12 protein-coding genes are annotated in these 15758 nt (G+C 74.6%); 1 reads left to right on the top strand and 11 read right to left on the bottom strand.

Annotated elements, in window-relative coordinates:
• Position 1: 1 nt before the first annotated feature.
• The 7 genes from N555_RS0113730 to N555_RS28980 form a co-directional block, all read right to left on the bottom strand.
• Positions 2 to 2422: a glycoside hydrolase family 2 TIM barrel-domain containing protein gene (locus tag N555_RS0113730; protein ID WP_029432067.1), complete on the bottom strand. Its 2421-nt coding sequence runs from the start codon at positions 2420 to 2422 to the stop codon at positions 2 to 4.
• Between the two features lie 55 nt (positions 2423 to 2477).
• Entirely contained in the window at positions 2478 to 4472 is a 1995-nt protein-coding gene (locus tag N555_RS0113725; RefSeq protein WP_034510420.1) for a hypothetical protein, read from the bottom strand.
• A 10-nt stretch (positions 4473 to 4482) separates the two neighbouring features.
• Positions 4483 to 5988: an L-arabinose isomerase gene (gene araA, locus N555_RS0113720; protein ID WP_029432065.1), complete on the bottom strand. Its 1506-nt coding sequence runs from the start codon at positions 5986 to 5988 to the stop codon at positions 4483 to 4485.
• A gap of 10 nt (positions 5989 to 5998) precedes the next feature.
• Positions 5999 to 6679, bottom strand: coding sequence for an L-ribulose-5-phosphate 4-epimerase (locus N555_RS0113715; RefSeq protein WP_029432064.1), 681 nt, complete (start codon positions 6677 to 6679; stop codon positions 5999 to 6001).
• On the bottom strand, positions 6676 to 8304 hold the full coding sequence (locus N555_RS0113710) for a xylulokinase (RefSeq protein ID WP_051684054.1): 1629 nt from the start codon (positions 8302 to 8304) through the stop codon (positions 6676 to 6678). The genes N555_RS0113715 and N555_RS0113710 overlap by 4 nt, the downstream gene beginning before the upstream one ends.
• 62 nt (positions 8305 to 8366) lie before the next feature.
• Positions 8367 to 9395 carry a LacI family DNA-binding transcriptional regulator gene (locus tag N555_RS0113705; RefSeq protein ID WP_029432062.1) on the bottom strand — a complete coding sequence of 343 codons (1029 nt, stop codon included), beginning with the start codon at positions 9393 to 9395 and terminating at the stop codon, positions 8367 to 8369.
• A gap of 65 nt (positions 9396 to 9460) precedes the next feature.
• A complete protein-coding gene (locus N555_RS28980) occupies positions 9461 to 9595 on the bottom strand; it encodes a hypothetical protein (protein ID WP_255347363.1) in 135 nt (44 codons plus the stop codon).
• Between the two features lie 258 nt (positions 9596 to 9853).
• Between N555_RS28980 and N555_RS0113695 the strand changes: the two genes are divergently transcribed.
• Positions 9854 to 10543 carry a membrane protein YczE gene (locus N555_RS0113695; protein ID WP_051684053.1) on the top strand — a complete coding sequence of 230 codons (690 nt, stop codon included), beginning with the start codon at positions 9854 to 9856 and terminating at the stop codon, positions 10541 to 10543.
• On the opposite strand, the gene N555_RS0113690 is transcribed toward N555_RS0113695, so the two are convergent.
• The 4 genes from N555_RS0113690 to N555_RS0113675 all read right to left on the bottom strand — a co-directional run bounded on the left by N555_RS0113690 (position 10479) and on the right by N555_RS0113675 (position 15757).
• The gene (locus N555_RS0113690; protein WP_029432060.1) at positions 10479 to 11849 is read right to left on the bottom strand and encodes a cytochrome P450; all 1371 of its coding nucleotides are present in this window, start codon (positions 11847 to 11849) and stop codon (positions 10479 to 10481) included. The two genes, N555_RS0113695 and N555_RS0113690, sit on opposite strands and share 65 nt — an antisense overlap.
• Entirely contained in the window at positions 11846 to 12067 is a 222-nt protein-coding gene (locus N555_RS0113685) for a ferredoxin (RefSeq protein ID WP_029432059.1), read from the bottom strand. Before N555_RS0113685 ends, N555_RS0113690 begins: the two co-directional genes overlap by 4 nt.
• Before the next feature lie 86 nt (positions 12068 to 12153).
• Complete coding sequence (locus N555_RS0113680; RefSeq protein ID WP_029432058.1) at positions 12154 to 13638, bottom strand: rhamnulokinase; 1485 nt, start codon at positions 13636 to 13638, stop codon at positions 12154 to 12156.
• A gap of 31 nt (positions 13639 to 13669) precedes the next feature.
• A complete protein-coding gene (locus N555_RS0113675; RefSeq protein ID WP_081866197.1) occupies positions 13670 to 15757 on the bottom strand; it encodes a bifunctional rhamnulose-1-phosphate aldolase/short-chain dehydrogenase in 2088 nt (695 codons plus the stop codon).
• Position 15758 lies beyond the last annotated feature (1 nt).

Here is a 15758-nt window from a genome sequence, read left to right as displayed (position 1 = left end):
CTCAGCCGGCCTGGACCCGCACGACCGCGGGCTCGCAGCCCTCGGCCGTGACGGTCACCGTGACCGCGCCCGCACCGGTGGGGCGGACGACGGCCAGCGCGCGGCCGTCGAACGTGGTGTGGACGTCGTCGAGGTAGGACTCCTCGGTGACCGGCGCGCCGCTGCCGAGCCCCTGCAGCACGGCCGGCCCGTCGACGGCCACCCGCACCTGCCGGTCCACGCCCAGGGCCACCGTGCCGGCGGCGTCGGCCAGGGCGATCTCGACGAACGCCAGGTCCGTGTCGTCGGCGCGGACGGCGTCCCGGTCCGCGCTCGCGACGAGGCCCACCGGCCCGGACGCCGTCCGCAGGGTCGACCGGCCGGTCTCCTCGCCGCCGGTGCGGGCGACGGCGGTCAGCTCGCCGGGTGCGTAGGCGACCGTGAACTCCGCCCGGAACCGGTGCGCCTCCCCCGCGGGGGCGGTGCCCAGCGACCGTCCGTCGAGCAGCAGCTCGACCTCCTCGGCGTCGCTGTAGACCTCCACGAGCAGGTCCGTGCCGTCGGCGCCGGCCCAGCTCCAGCTGCCGACGGCGTCGGTCCAGGACCAGGGGGTGCGGCCCAGCGCGCGGCCGGACAGCTCCGGCCGCTGCACCGCGAGGAACGGCTCGCTGCGGCGGCCGAAGACGATCTCCCGGTAGTGGGACTGCGGCCGCCGGACCCCGGTGACGTCGATGTCGCCGCACCAGGCGGTGAGCCACGGGTAGGGGCCGGAGAACTGCGGGGTCGGGTCGTCGGTGCGGTCGGAGACCCGGCCGATGCCGGCCTCGCCGAGGTAGTCCCAGCCGGTCCAGGTGAAGTCGCCGATCACGTGCGGGTTGTCCCGGACCAGCCGCCAGAGCCGGTCGATCTGCGCGGGGAAGGTCTCGCTGCCGACGATCACCCGGTTCGGGAAGGCCTCGCGGTCGAGCTCGTAGCGGGTGTCCATGTAGTTCATCCCGGCGACGTCGAGGGTGCCGAAGGCCTCTGCGGTCCGGTCCCCCACCAGGGGCGAGGCGGCCAGCTGCCCCATCACGGCACTCATGTCGGTGAGCATCGTGTTGATGCCGCCCTCGGCCGCCGTCGCCGACTGCCGCATCTCCGCGAGCTGGTCCATCACCGCCAGCATCCCGTTGACCCCGTTGGTGACCAGGCGGGTGCCGTCGAGCTCGCGGACCCGCTCGGCCAGCCGCCGCGACCAGATCGCGCCGTGCGGCTTGCCGACGTCGGGGATCTCGTTGCCGATCGAGTACATGACCACGCTGGGGTGGTTGCGGTCCTTGCGGACCAGCGCCTCGAGCTCGCGCTCCCACCACTCCGGGAAGGTCAGGGCGGCGTCGAGGTCGGACTTGCTCTCGGTCCACATGTCGGCCAGCTCGTCCATGACGAGGACGCCGAGCCGGTCGCAGGCCTCCAGCACGGCGCGGCTGACCGGGTTGTGGGCGCTGCGGATGGCGTTGAAGCCGGCCGCGTGCAGCAGCTCGACCCGGCGCTCGTCGGCCCGGTCGATCGTCGCCGCCCCGAGGACGCCGTTGTCGGAGTGCACGCACGCCCCGCGCAGCAGCACCGGCTCCCCGTTGATCCGCAGGCCCCGGTGCGGGTCGACGGTGATCGTGCGGATGCCGACGGTGACCTCGGCGTCGTCCCCGGTCCGGTCGCCGTCCCGCAGCGTGACGGTCGCGGTGTGCAGCGCCGGCGAGTCCGGCCCCCACAGCGCCGGGCGGACGACGGTCAGCCGCTGCCGGACGACGGCCGGCTCCCCCGGCAGCACGCTCACCGGCACCCGATCGGCGGCGACCACCGCACCCGCGTCGTCCCGGAGCTCGGCCACGAGTTCACGCGTCGCCAGCCGCGGTCCGGCGTTCTCCACCCTCGTCGCCACCTCGAGCAGGGCGTACTCCGCGTCGGCCTCCAGCGTGGTGACGTGCACGCCGTCGAGGGCGACGTGCACCGGCTCCCCGACCACGAGGTGCACCGGCCGGTGGATGCCCGCGCCGGCGTACCAGCGGGAGTCGGCCTCGTTGCGGCACACGACCCGGACCTCGTTGTCGGCGCCGTACCGCAGGAAGTCGTCCAGCGGGACCACGAAGCCGGTGTAGCCGCCCGCGCACGTCGCCGCGAGGCTGCCGTTCACGTAGACCATGGCGGAGCGGTAGACGCCCTCGAACTCCAGCAGCGTGCGCTGCGCGGCCTGCTCGGCCGGGACGGCGAACCGCTTCCGGTACTCGAAGGTGCCGCCCGGGAAGTAGCCCGTCCGCGAGTTCTCCGCGGCGTCGCGCTCCCGGGTCAGGGTGGCGTCGTGCGGCAGCGTGACCGGGTGCCACGCGCCTCCGCCCCCGGTCAGTTCGGCGAACGCGTCGGCCTTGGGCCGGAACTGCCAGTCGGACGTGAACGCGGTGCGGCGCACGGGGTTGCTCCTCGGGGTCCGGGGTCCGCCGCGCGGACCCGGTGTGGGGCTCGGATCAGCTGACGACGACGCGGACCCTCGCCAGGGCCCGGATGCGTGCGAAGGACGTGCCGGCGTCGGGGGCCGGCTGCGCCGTGACCCGGACGGTCAGGAAGCGGGTGCCCGGGGTGGCGAAGGCGTGCCGGCGCTCGACTCCGACCCGGCGCCCCGGGACGGCGGTCTCGTCGGCGACGAACTCGCCGCGGCCGTCGAGGTCCCACTCCACGCCGACGACGTCGTCCCCTCCGTCGGGGGCCTCGGCCACGGCGCGGAGGACGACGTCCTGCCCGACGGCGACCTCGGCGCGCGCCCCGCCGTCGGCGGTCAGGGTGACGACCGGCTGCACGCCGTGCCGCTCCCCCGCCGTCGCCGGGACGAGGACCTGGCCGTCGGCGACCTCGTAGGCGGTGGTGGCCGGCGGGGACTCGCCACGCTCCACCCAGGCCGCGAGGTCGCGCAACGCCCGGTGCAGGACGCCGAGGTAGCTGACCGTGTGGGTCGGGTCCTCCTGCACCTCGTCGTCGTTGTGCAGGGCGGAGTCGACGTACCAGAGCCGGAAGGAGTCGTCGGCGGCGTCGCCCAGGTGCTCGCGCGCCTTGGCCCGGTACCAGTCGGCCTGCCAGGGGAACGCCTCGCGGTCGAGCAGGGAGGCGACGACGATCATCTTGCCGGCGAACCGGCCGGTGGGGAGGACGCCGGAGGCGAACTGGGTGAAGAGCGGGCCGAGCAGCAGCGGCCGCTGCGGGTACCGCGGGGTGCCGTCCGGCTCCCGGAACTGGTCCCACACCGCGAAGTCGGGGCCGGGGTCCTGGTGCCGGTGGTAGGTCTGGGCCGCCAGCAGCCGGGCGTTGTCCACCCGCACCGCGTCGCCGGGGCGGAGCCCGGCCAGCCGGCTCCCGCTGCCCGCGGGGAGGACGACGGCGTCGCCGGCGACGCGCACCGGGCCGACCACCACGCCCGCGGCGGCCCCGGAGTCCACGACGAGCTCGGCCACCGACCCGACCTCCGCCGGCACCGCGGAGAGGCGGACCGCGACGGGCACCGACGCCGCCTCCGCGCTCCCGGCCCACGCCGTGTCGACGTTGCCGCCGTGGTCGCGCTCGACGGGCAGCCCGAGCCGCTCCGCCGCACCGCCGTCGACCACGGCCACGACCTCGGCGGGGTGGTCGACGCGGTCCCGGTGGACCGAGGACGCCGGGTCGGCGCCCTCGTACCCGGGCTCGGTCCAGAAGTCGGTGAAGTAGGCCGCGTCGGCCATCAGCAGGCCGGGGTACAGCGCCTCGAAGGCGTGGATCCCCATCGTGCGGTGCCCGAACCAGGACCGCGGCGGGAACCCCATGCGGGTCACCTCGGCCAGAGCCGCCCGCTCCTCGTCGGTCAGGCCGGCGGACGGGTCGCCGCTGCCGCCGGGTTCGAGGGCGTCGACGATCCGGTCGAGGCTGCTCCGCAGCACCCGCTGGGCGTGCATGCGGACCGTGAACACGTTCGGGATGGCCACCGGCGACCCCGGGACGAAGGGCACGACGCCGTCCCAGACGCCGGTGGTGTTCTCGGCGCCGCCGATGGTGCGGAACGCACCGCCGCTGCCGCCGTAGAGGTAGCCGTACGGACGGTGCTCGCCGTACAGCCGCGCCGCGACTCCCCGCGAGTACCGCGCCGCGGCGGCGTTGGCCCGGTAGGCGGCGACGGTGGGATCGCCCGCCGATCCCGGCCGGCCGGCCTCCCCTCCCCCGTTCGTCTCGACGAAGTACGCCCCGCTGGAGACGGCGAACCCGATCGTGTCCTGCTCACCGGTCGCGGACTGCGCGAGGTGCTCGCTGAGCGGCACCGGGGTGACGTGCTGGAAGAACCGCCCCTCGTACTGCCCGGCCGGCGGGAAGTAGAGGGAGAACCTGGTCTCCGTGCCGCGGAAGCCACCGTGCACATAGGTGTGGGCGACGGGCGCCGACCGCTCCTCCTGCACGTCGACGTAGGGGTCGCCGAACTCGTCCTGCTCCGTCGCGTCGGTCATGGCCGGAGTCCTACAGGCCGAGGGCCAGGCGGTGGTAGGCGGCGCTCCAGCGCAGTTCCTTGGCGAGGCTGCGCCGGGTGGTGTCGGCGTCGATGAGCACCAGCTCGGTGCCGAAGACCTCCGCCAGGTCGGTGAGCTCGTCGGCGCCGAGCTGCGTGCTCAGCACCGTGTGGTGCGGCCCGCCGGCGGTCAGCCAGCCCTCGGTCGCCGTCGCGAAGTCCGGCCGCGGCTCCCACACCGCACGGGCGACCGGCAGGTTGGGCAGCGGCTCCGACGGGGCGACGACGTCGATCTCGTTCGCCACCCAGCGGAAGCGCTCCCCCAGGTCGCACCAGCCGACGACGACGCCCTCGCCCGGTGCGGCGTCGAAGACCAGCCGGGCCGGGTCCTCCCGGCCGCCGATCGACAGCGGGTGCACCTCCACGCGGGGTCGCTCGCCGGCGATGGTCGGGCACACCTCGAGCATGTGCGCGCCGAGGACCCGCGGGGTGCCGGTCAGGTCGTAGGTGTAGTCCTCCATGAACGACGTGCCACCGGGCAGGCCGCGGCCGGCGACCTTGAGCGTGTGCAGCAGGACGGCGGTCTTCCAGTCGCCCTCGCCGCCGAAGCCGTAGCCGTCGGCCATCAGCCGCTGGACGGCCAGGCCCGGGAGCTGCCGCAGCCCGCCGAGGTCCTCGAAGTTCGTGGTGAACGCGCCGAACCCGCCGTCGGCGAGGAAGGTGCGCAGCGCTGCCTCGATGCGGGCCTGGTAGCGGACCGCGTCGTGCTTCGGCCCGCCCGGCGCGGCGTCGGGCTCGAACTCGTAGAGGTCGCCGTACTCGGCCACCAGCGCGTCGACGGCCGTCTCCTCCACGGCGTCGACGACGGCGACGAGGTCGTTGACGCCCCAGGTGTTCACCGAGACGCCGAAGCGGATCTGCGCCTCCACCTTGTCGCCCTCGGTGACCGCGACCTCCCGCATGTTGTCCCCGAACCGGGCGAGCCTCAGGTCCCGCACGGCGGCCGCCGCGGCGGCGGCACGCGCCCAGGAGCCGATCCGGGCCCGCACCCGGGGGTCACCGACGTGCCCGGCGACCGTGGTCCGCGGCATCCGCAGCCGGGTCAGGAGGAAGCCGTACTCCCGGTCGCCGTGGGCGGCCTGGTTGAGGTTCATGAAGTCCATGTCGATCGTCGCCCAGGGCAGGGCGGCGTCGGCCTGGGTGTGCAGGTGCAGCAGCGGCTTGCGCAGGGCGTCGAGCCCCGCGATCCACATCTTCGCCGGGCTGAAGGTGTGCATCCAGGTGATCACCCCGAGGCAGCGGGGGTCCTCGTTCGCCTCGCCCATGACCCGGCGGATCGCGGCCGGATCGGTGAGCACCGGCTTCCACACGACCCGGACCGGCACCTCGGCGGCGTCGGAGAGCGCATCGGACACCCGGCGGGACTGCCCGGCGACCTGCTGCAGCGTCTCCTCGCCGTACAGGCCCTGGCTGCCGGTGAGGACCCAGACCTCACCCTCGAACGCGTCGGTGCTCATCGTCGGGCCCTCACTGTCCGTAGACGTTCTGGTAGCGGGTCCAGCAGGCGTCGACGTCCTGCGGCCGCATGGGGACCGGCTCGCCCAGCTGGCGGGCCAGGTGCACGGTCCGGGCGACGTCCTCGGTCATGACCGCCGCCTTGACCGCGGCGCGGGCCGACGGGCCGATCGTGAACACGCCGTGGTTCTGCATGAGGACGGCCGGCGACCGCGATCCCGACAGCATCTCGACGACGGCGCGGCCGATGGAGTCGTCGCCGATCAGCGCGAAGGTCCCCACGGGGACCGGTCCGCCGAACTCGTCCGCCATCGCGGTGAGCACGCAGGGGATCTCCTCGCCCCGCGCCGCCCACGCCGTGGCGTACGGGCTGTGCGTGTGGACCTGGCCGCCGACGTGCGGGAGGTGCCGGTAGACGTACGCGTGCGCGCCGGTGTCGCTGCTCGGCTTCATCACGCCGTCGACCGGGGTGCCGTCGAGGCCGCAGACGGTGATGCACTCCCACGTCAGGTCGTCGTAGGAGACGCCGCTGCCCTTGATCACGAAGAGGTCCTCGCCGGGCACCCGCTCGGAGACGTTGCCCGACGTCCAGGTGACCAGCTCGCTGCGGACCAGCTCGGCGTGCAGGGCGGCGACCCGCTCGCGCTGCTCGCGGTGGGTGCCCCGCTCGGTGCGGGGCCGGGTGGAGGTCACGGGTTCTGCTCCTCGGGACGGGGGACGGCGGTGCTCTCGACGTGCTCGACGGCGGCCCGCTGGACGGGGAGCGCCGCGACGTACCGCTCGACGAACGCGTCGAAGCCGGCGGCGTCGGCCGGGTCCGGCGCGACGGTGTGCAGCTCCGCGCCGGCGAAGACGGTGCGCTCGAGGTGGTCGGCCAGGCTCCGGCCCGGCGGGTCCGCGGTGGCGTACGCGGCCAGGACGGCCATGCCCCAGGCGCCGCCCTCCGCGGCGGTCCCGCCGACGGACACGGGGGTGTCGATCGCGGCGGCCAGAAGACGCTGGGCGACGCCCTCGGTCCGGAACAGGCCGCCGTGGGCGAACATCCGGTCCAGCCGCACGCCCCCGGTCTCCAGCAGGACGTCCATGCCGATCCGCAGCGTGGCCAGCGAGGCGAACAGGTGCGTCCGCATGAAGGTGGCGAGGTCGAACCGGCTGCCCGGGGTCCGGACGAACAGCGGCCGCCCCTCCTCGAGGCCCGTGATCGGCTCGCCGGAGAGGTAGTTGTAGGCCAGCAGGCCGCCGCAGTCCGGAGCGCCGTCGAGTGCGGCGCGGAACAGGACCTCGAAGACCGCCGACGGGTCGGCGTCCGCGCCCAGCGCGCGGGCGAACTCGGTGAACAGGCCGGCCCAGGCCTCGATCTCGCTCGCCCCGTTGTTGCAGTGCACCATCGCGACCGGGTCGCCGGCCGGCGTGGTCACGAGGTCGATCTCGCGGTGCGTCCCGGGGAGGTCGCGCTCGAGCACGACCATGGCGAAGATGCTCGTCCCGGCCGAGACGTTGCCGGTCCGCGGAGCGACCGAGTTGGTGGCGACCATCCCGGTGCCCGCGTCACCCTCGGGAGGGCAGAGCGGGATGCCGGGGCGCAGCCGGCCCGACGGGTCGAGCAGCCGCGCGCCCGCCTCGGTGAGCGTGCCGGCCCGCTGACCGGCGACGGCGACGGCGGGCAGCAGCCCGGCCAGGCACAGCTCGGTCCCGGCCTCGGCGGCGAGCTGGTCGAACCGCGCCAGCATCGCGGCGTCGTACCCGCCGGTCGCGGCGTCGACGGGCACCATGCCGCTGGCGTCCCCGATGCCGAGCACCTTCTCGCCGGTGAGCTGCCAGTGCACGTACCCGGCCAGGGTCGTGAGGTGGTCGACCCGCCCGACGTGCTCCTCGCGGTCGAGGACCGCCTGGTAGAGGTGCGCCACGCTCCACCGGTGCGGGATGTTGCAGCCGAACTCCGCGCTGAGCCGCTCGGCCGCCCGTCCGGTGTTCGTGTTGCGCCAGGTGCGGAACGGCGTGAGCAGGGCACCGGCGGAGTCGAACGCGAGGTAGCCGTGCATCATCGCCGACACCCCGAGCGCGCCGACCCCGGCCAGGTCGACGCCGTGGCGCTCGCGCACGTCGTCGGCCAGGGCCGCGACGCTCGCCTGCAGCCCTGACCAGACGGCGTCCAGCGAGTAGGTCCAGAGGCCGTCGGCGAGCTGGTTCTCCCAGTCGGAGCTCCCGACGCCGAGCGGGGCGGAGTCCGGGCCGATGAGCACGGCCTTGATCCGGGTCGACCCGAGCTCGATGCCCAGGGCGGTGGCGCCGCTGGCGACGGCTGCGGCGGCGTCCATACCGGCATGTTAGCGCTCACATGGCCGTGTGTCAGCGCTCACACGGGCATCGGCCGGCCGACCTACGCCGGGGCCGCCGTCGAGGAGCGGACGACCAGCTGCGGCTGCACCGGGGTCCCCCCGCCGCCGGCGCTGCCCGACAGCCGGTCCAGCACCAGGCCCACCCCGCGCCGGCCCAGCTCGGCGAAGTCCTGGCGGACGGTGGTCAGCCCGGGCAGCAGGTAGGCGGCCTCGGGGACGTCGTCGAACCCCACCACGCTGACCTCCCCGGGGACGTCGACCCCCGCGTCGGCGAGGGCCCGGAGCATCCCGACGGCCATCTGGTCGTTGCCGACGAACACCGCGGTGGGCCGGGCCGCCGGGTCCCCGAGGCGCTCGACCAGCCGCTGTCCGGCCCGCAGTCCGGACGCCGGCGTCCAGTCGCCGCGCAGGGGGGTGGGGGCGGGGACGCCCGCGGCGCGCAGCTCCGCCCGCCAGCCGGCCAGCCGGCGGCGCGCCTCCAGCGACGAGACTGGCCCGGCGACGTGGTGCACCGTGGCGTGGCCGAGCTCCAGCAGGTGCCGGGTGGCCAGCCGGGCGCCGGCCTCCTGGTCCACCCACACGGTCGGCCGCCGGGGGTCGGGGCCGGCCTGCACGGTGACCACGGGGACGCTGGTGGTCAGCCGGTCCACCGCGTCCAGCGCGTCGGCGTAGGTGGCGAGGGCGACGACGGCGTCGACGGACTCGGCGACGAGGTCCTCCACGGCAGCCTGCATCGCCGCGCCGCTGGCCTCGTCGAGGACGGCGATGCGCAGCGAGTACCCAGCGTGGCGGGCCGACCGCTCGAGGCCGACCATCGTCTGGGCCGGCCCGTACTGGTGGAGGTTGTGGGTGACCAGCCCGATGGTGCGGGTCGCGCCGGTGACCAGCGCGCGCGCCGCGGTGTTGGGGCGGTAGCCGAGCTCGGCGATGGCCTGCTCGACGCGCTGACGGGTCAGCGGGGCGACGTGGGGCGAGCCGTTGACCACCCGGGAGACGGTCTGCAGGGAGACCCCGGCTCGGGCGGCGACGTCCGACATCGCCGAGGCACGACTGCCCTGGCCGACCTCCACCGCGCTCTCCTCACCTGCGACGCCGGCGGACAGTGTCGCTCATCGAGCGGCGGCGCCCCGAGGGATCAGCGGGCCTCGGACTCCCACCGGGTGAGGACCTCGTCGCGCACCGCGGGGTGCAACGCGGCGAGGACCCGGTCGCGGGAGCGGCGGGTGGCGGCACGGCGGACGTGCCGGCCGACCGTGGCGAGGGTGCTCATGGATACGTCGTCCTGTTCTGCAGAGGAATGGGGCGTCTCCATTCCATCGGTTCCCGCCCGCCATTTCTTGAGCCACCGCTGGAATGTGCCGGGACTTTCCACGGAGTTCACGCACGCGGAACCATTCCTGAGACCCATCGCACAATTCGTGCGCCATGTCGAGACGCCGGTTCCGAACCGGGCCGGCCGGCACCGCCCAGGCCACTTCCGGCCCGGTGGCCTGCCCGGCGACCCCGCGGGACGGCGCAAGCTCGACGCGTGCGACTCCCGTCCCGCCTCCCCCGCCGGCTGGTGAACCTGTACGTCGGCCTGGTCGCCTACGGCGTCTCGATGGCCCTGCTGCTGCACTCCTCCCTGGGCAACATGCCCTGGGACGTCCTGCACCAGGGGATCGCGGAGCGGGTGCCGCTCTCGCTGGGCGCGGTCACCGTCGTCGTCGGCGCGCTGGTGCTCCTGGCCTGGGTGCCGCTGCGGGAGCGTCCCGGGCTCGGCACGGTGAGCAACGTCGTGGTCATCGGGGTCGTGGTCGACGCCGGCCTCGCCGTGCTCCCCGAGCCCGCGGCTTGGGGGTGGCGGATCGCGTTCGCCGTCACGGGCATCGCGCTGAACGCCGTCGGCACCGCCCTGTACATCGGCGCGAGGCTGGGCCCCGGCCCCCGCGACGGGCTGATGACCGGCATCGTCAGGCGCACCGGCTGGTCGGTCCGCTGGGTGCGGACCTCGATCGAGGTCGCCGTCGTGGCCACCGGCTGGGCGCTGGGCGGGACGCTCGGTCCGGCCACCGTCGCCTACGCGCTGCTGGTCGGCCCGCTGGTGCACCCCCTGCTGCCGCGGCTGACCGTTCCGGAACCCGTCCCGGCCGGCCGCGGCGCGCGGGGAGAGCTCAGCCCGGGGTCCCCCGTCCCGTGCGGACAGTCACCGGCTCGGCGAGGCCCTGGGAGTCGATGACCCGCTGGAGACCGGCGATCGTCTCCTCGACCCCCGGGCCCTGGCGCTGCCCCGGGGTGAAGGTGGCCGGCAGGAACCGCATGCCGTTGATCACCTGCGTCGTCTCGTAGTGCACCGTCCCGGTCGGGTCGCACACGAAGTCCGGCATCCGGTCCAGCACCGCCTTCAGCATCGTCTTGAAGGTCGCCCGCGCGACGTTCGACCCGATGCAGCGGTGGATGCCCAGGCCGAAGCTGGAGTGCCGGTTGCCGGTGCGGTCGAGCCGGATCTCGTTGGCGTCCTCGAACACGGTCTCGTCCCGGTTCGCCATCGCCCAGGAGATCCACAGCCGGTCGCCGGCGGAGAGGTGGGCACCGTCGATCTCCACGTCCTGGGTCACCGTGCGCCCGTCACCCTGCGCCGGTGTGTAGAAGCGCAGGAACTCCTCCGTCGCGCTGTCGCGCAGCGTCTCCCACTCGCGGACCAGCCGCTCGCGCTGGTCGGGGTGCTCCCCCAGCCACTCGAGGGCATGCGCGGTGAGCGCGGTGGTGGTGTCGAAGCCGCCACCGATCAGCAGACCCACCACCCCGATGACCTCCAGGTCGTCGGCCCGGTCGCCGTCGCCGAGGTCGGCGTCCACCACCGCCTGCAGCAGCCCGGGCCGGGGGTGGGTCCGGGCCCGCTGGATGTGCTCGAGCGTGCGCATCCCCATCTCGATGCCCAGCTGCTGCACGCGGGGCCAGTCCGGCGAGTCGATGGGCGTGTAGACCCCCGCGTGCGACGGCTCGTTGTAGATGACCCAGTCCTCGAGCGGCAGCCCCAGCAACCCCATGGTCAGCACCGCGGGGACGACGTTCGCCAGGTCCTCGACGAAGTCGATCGAGCCGGACTCGATGTGGTCGTCGATCGCCGCCCGGGTGATCTCGTCCATGACCGGCTGCCACCGGGCGACCGCGGCCGGGGAGAGGTAGGCGTTCAGCGCGTTGCGGTGGTAGCGCTGCCGCGGGGGGTCCATCTCCAGGAACCCGCCGATGACGCCGCCGCGCGCGGCCGGGTCCATCGCCGGGATCCCGATGCCGCCATAGCGGACCGCGTCGTTGGAGAGGACGTCGGCCCGGCGGGCGACGTCGAAGACCTCCTGGTTGCCGTTGACGAACCAGTAGCCGCCGTGGGTGTCGTTCCAGGCGATCCGCGGCCCGGCGTGCAGCTTCTGCGCCCAGTCGACGAAGGAGAGCCGGAGGTCGGAGCTGTACCGGTCCAGCTCGATCCGGCGCTCCGCCTTGCTCGCCGCCGCCGTCCCCGGCGTCGTGCGTTCGTCGACGCTCACCGGACGGCCCCGACGGCCGGCTCGTCGCTGAGGACCAGGATCGCCTGCTCCGGGCAGGAGCGGACGGCCTCCCGGGCCCGGTCCTCCTGCCCCGCGGGGACCTCCTCGTGGATGGCCTGGGCGTGACCGTCCTCGTCGCTCAGGACGAAGAGGTCGGGCGCGGACATGGCGCACAGCGTGTGGCCCTGGCAGATCTCGCCGTCGACACGGATCCTCATGCGGGACTCCCCGATCATGGACACGCCCGGCCCACCCCCGCCGGCGGCGCCCTGAGACGTGGGTCACAACGGGTGGTCTCCGGAGCCTAGCGGCGGACGGGTCCCCGTGCGGAAGGGTGCAGCCGCTGCTCGGCGGCGTCCCACGCCGGGCCGGCGCCCGGGTCCGGCCGGTACTCGACGACCTCCTGGGTGCCGCGGACCAGCGCGCGCACGTCGGCCAGCCCACCGTCCACCGCGCCCAGCGCACGGGCCTGGACCAGCGCGTTCCCGAGCGCCGCGGCCTCGACCGGGCCGGCCAGGACCGGCAGCCCGCAGGCGTCGGCGGTCAGCCGGCAGAGCAGGGTGTTGCGCGCGCCGCCGCCGACCAGGTGGACGACGTCCACGGGCCGGCCGGACAGCTCGGCCGCCCGGCGCACGGTCCGGCGGTAGGCCAGCGCGAGGCTGTCGAGGATGCAGCGCACCGTCTCGGCCTGGCTCTGCGGCGGCGTCTGCCCGGCCTCCCGGCAGAGCTCCGCGATCCGGGCGGGCATGTCGCCGGGCGGCAGGAACCGGGGGTCGTCGGGGTCGACGACGGTCGTGAGCGCCGGCACGCGGGCGGCGGCCGCCAGCAGTGCGGTCAGGTCGGCGGGCAGCCCGGCGTCGGCCCATGTGCGCAGGGACTCCTGCAGCAGCCAGAGGCCCATCACGTTGTGCAGGTACCGGACGGTGCCGTCGACGCCGAGCTCGTTGGTGAACCCGGCGACCCGGCTCTCCTCGCTCAGCACCGGGGCGTCGAGTTCCACTCCGACCAGCGACCACGTGCCGCACGAGACGTAGCCGAACCGCTCGGAGGCCGCCGGCACCCCGACGACCGCTGACGCGGTGTCGTGGGACCCCACGGCGATCACCGGCACGGGACCCAGGCCCGTCTCCCCCTGCACGGTGGGCGTCAGGGTCCCCAGCCGCTCCCCCGGCTGCCGCAGCGACGGGAGCAGGCCGCGGTCGAGACCGAGCCGGTCGACGACGTCCGTGGCCCATTCGCGGGTGGCGGCGTCGAGCAGGCCGGTGGTCGAGGCGTTGGTGACCTCCGCACCCACCGCACCGGTGAGCCAGTACGCGAGCAGGTCGGGCACCAGCAGCAGCTGCCGCGCCGCCGCCAGCTGCGCCGTGCCCCGCGCCGCGGCGAGCTGGAAGAGTGTGGTGAAGGGCAGGTGCTGCAGCCCGTTGACCCGGTACAGCTCCTCGGGGCCGACGACGGCGTGCACGTCGTCGACCGCGCCGGCGTGCCGGTCGTCGCGGTAGTGCACCGGGTTGCCGAGCAGCGCGCCGTCGGCGTCGAGCAGGCCGGAGTCGACCGCCCAGCTGTCGATGCCGATGCCGTCGAGCGGGCCGAGCCGGCCGGCGGCCCGCAGCCCGTCGAGCACGCCGGTGTACAGGCCCAGGACGTCCCAGTGCAGCGTCCCGCCGACCCGCACCGGCCGGTTCGGGAAGCGGTGCACCTCGGTGAGCTCGAGCCGGCCGTCCCCGACCTCGGCGACCACGACCCGCCCGCTGGAGGCCCCGAGGTCGACGGCCGCGACCCGCACGGTCATCGAGGAGACTCTCGCGCGCGAAACGCTCCCATCACCGGAGGAACGCGGCGGCGACGCCGGAGTCGACCGGCACGTGCAGGCCGGTGGTCCGGGTCAGCTCCCCGCCGGTGAGGGCGAAGACCGCGTCGGCGACGTGCTCGGGCAGCACCTCGCGCTTGAGCAGGGTGCGCTGGGCGTAGAACTCGCCCAGCTCCTCCTCCTTGACGCCGTAGACCGCCGCGCGGGAGGCGCCCCAGCCACCGGCGAAGATGCCCGACCCGCGGACCACGCCGTCGGGGTTGATCCCGTTCACCCGGATCTGGTGCGGGCCGAGCTCGGCCGCCAGCAGCCGCACCTGGTGCGCCTGGTCGGCCTTGGTGGCGCCGTAGGCGATGTTGTTCGGCCCGGCGAACAGGGAGTTCTTGCTGGAGATGTAGACGACGTCGCCGCCCATCCCCTGCTCGATCATGATCCGCGCGGCCTCGCGGGAGACGAGGAAGCTGCCCTTGGCCATGACGTCGTGCTGCAGGTCCCAGTCCTGCTCCGTCGTCTCCAGCAGCGGCTTGGAGATCGAGAGTCCCGCGTTGTTGACCACCAGGTCGACGCCACCGAAGGCCAGGCAGGCCTCGCGGAAGGCGGCGGCCACGGCCTCGGCGTCGGAGACGTCGGCGGCGACGCCGATCGCGACGTCGGCGGTGCCGATCCCGGCGGCGGCGTCCCGGGCCTTGGCGAGGTCCAGGTCGGCGACGACGACACAGGCTCCCTCGCGGGCCAGCCGCTCGGCGATGGCCTTGCCGATGCCGCTGGCGGCGCCGGTCACCAGTGCGACCCGGGTGGCCAGGGGCTTCGGCTTCGGCATCCGCGCGAGCTTGGCCTCCTCCAGCGCCCAGTACTCGATGCGGAACTTCTCGCTCTCGTCGATCGGCGCGTAGGTGGAGACCGACTCGGCGCCGCGCATGACGTTGATGGCGTTGACGTAGAACTCGCCGGCCACGCGGGCGGTCTGCTTGTTCGCGCCGAAGCTGAACATGCCCACGCCGGGCACCAGCACGATCGCCGGGTCGGCGCCGCGCATCGCCGGGCTGTCGGCGGTGGCGTGCCGCGCGTAGTAGGCGGCGTACTCGGCGCGGTACTCCTCGTGCAGCGTCCGCAGCCGGGCGACGACGTCCTCCACCGGCGCGGACGCCGGCAGGTCGACGACCAGCGGCCGCACCTTGGTGCGCAGGAAGTGGTCGGGGCAGGAGGTGCCGAGCGCGGCCAGCCGGGCCAGCTCCTCGCGGGAGAGGAACTCGAGGACGACGTCGGAGTCGGTGAAGTGGCCGACCTGCGGGCGGTCGGTCGAGGCCAGGCCGCGGACGACCGGCGCGAGCAGCGCGGCCCGGTGCCGGCGCTCGGTCTCCGGCAGCGGCTCGAAGCCGGGGACGACGGCGCCGAAGGGCTCTGCCTTGCCGCGCTCGGCGAGGAACCGCTCCGCCGTCCGGATGATCTCCAGGCTGTTGGCCTCGGACTCCGCGCTGGTGGCACCCCAGGCGGTGATCCCGTGGCCGCCGAGGATGCAGCCGATCGACTGCGGGTTCTTCTCGGCGATGGCCGCGATGTCCAGGCCCAGCTGGAAGCCGGGACGGCGCCACGGCACCCAGACCACGCGGTCGCCGAAGCACTCGCGGGTCAGCGCCTCGCCGTCCGCGGCGGTGGCCAGGGCGATGCCCGAGTCGGGGTGCAGGTGGTCGACGTGCGGCTGCGTCACCAGCCCGTGCATCGCGGTGTCGATGGACGGGGCGGCACCGCCGCGGCCGTGCAGGCAGAAGTCGAAGGCGGCGACCATCTCGTCCTCGCGGTCGACGCCGGGGTAGACGTCGACCAGGCTGCGCAGCCGGTCCAGCCGCAGCACGGCCAGCCCCGCCTCGGTGAGCGTGCCGAGGTCGCCGCCGGAGCCCTTGACCCACATCAGGTCGACCGGCTGCCCGGTCACCGGGTCGGTGTCGGTGCCCTTGGCAGAGGTGTTGCCGCCGGCGTAGTTGGTGTTGCGCGGGTCGGCGCCGAGCCGGTTGCTCCGGCCGAGCAGCTCGCGGACCACGGGGTTCGTCACGGGGAGGAGGTCCTTCCAGAGGGGCCTGTGTGCGGAATGGCGGTTCTGCACG

It is taken from the genome of Blastococcus sp. URHD0036, from assembly GCF_000701365.1.
GTDB lineage: Bacteria > Actinomycetota > Actinomycetes > Mycobacteriales > Geodermatophilaceae > Trujillonella.
Note: the sequence above shows the minus strand (reverse complement) of the source record. Positions and strands in the feature narration are given on the sequence as shown.

Excerpts from the sequence above, each read along its gene's own strand:
- N555_RS28980 (WP_255347363.1), bottom strand. The coding sequence starts at position 9,595 with ATGAGCACCCTCGCCACGGTCGGCCGGCACGTCCGCCGTGCCGCCACC.
- N555_RS0113710 (WP_051684054.1), bottom strand. The coding sequence starts at position 8,304 with ATGGACGCCGCCGCAGCCGTCGCCAGCGGCGCCACCGCCCTGGGCATC.
- N555_RS0113685 (WP_029432059.1), bottom strand. The coding sequence starts at position 12,067 with ATGAGGATCCGTGTCGACGGCGAGATCTGCCAGGGCCACACGCTGTGC.
- N555_RS0113680 (WP_029432058.1), bottom strand. The coding sequence starts at position 13,638 with ATGACCGTGCGGGTCGCGGCCGTCGACCTCGGGGCCTCCAGCGGGCGG.
- N555_RS0113725 (WP_034510420.1), bottom strand. The coding sequence starts at position 4,472 with ATGACCGACGCGACGGAGCAGGACGAGTTCGGCGACCCCTACGTCGAC.
- araA (WP_029432065.1), bottom strand. The coding sequence starts at position 5,988 with ATGAGCACCGACGCGTTCGAGGGTGAGGTCTGGGTCCTCACCGGCAGC.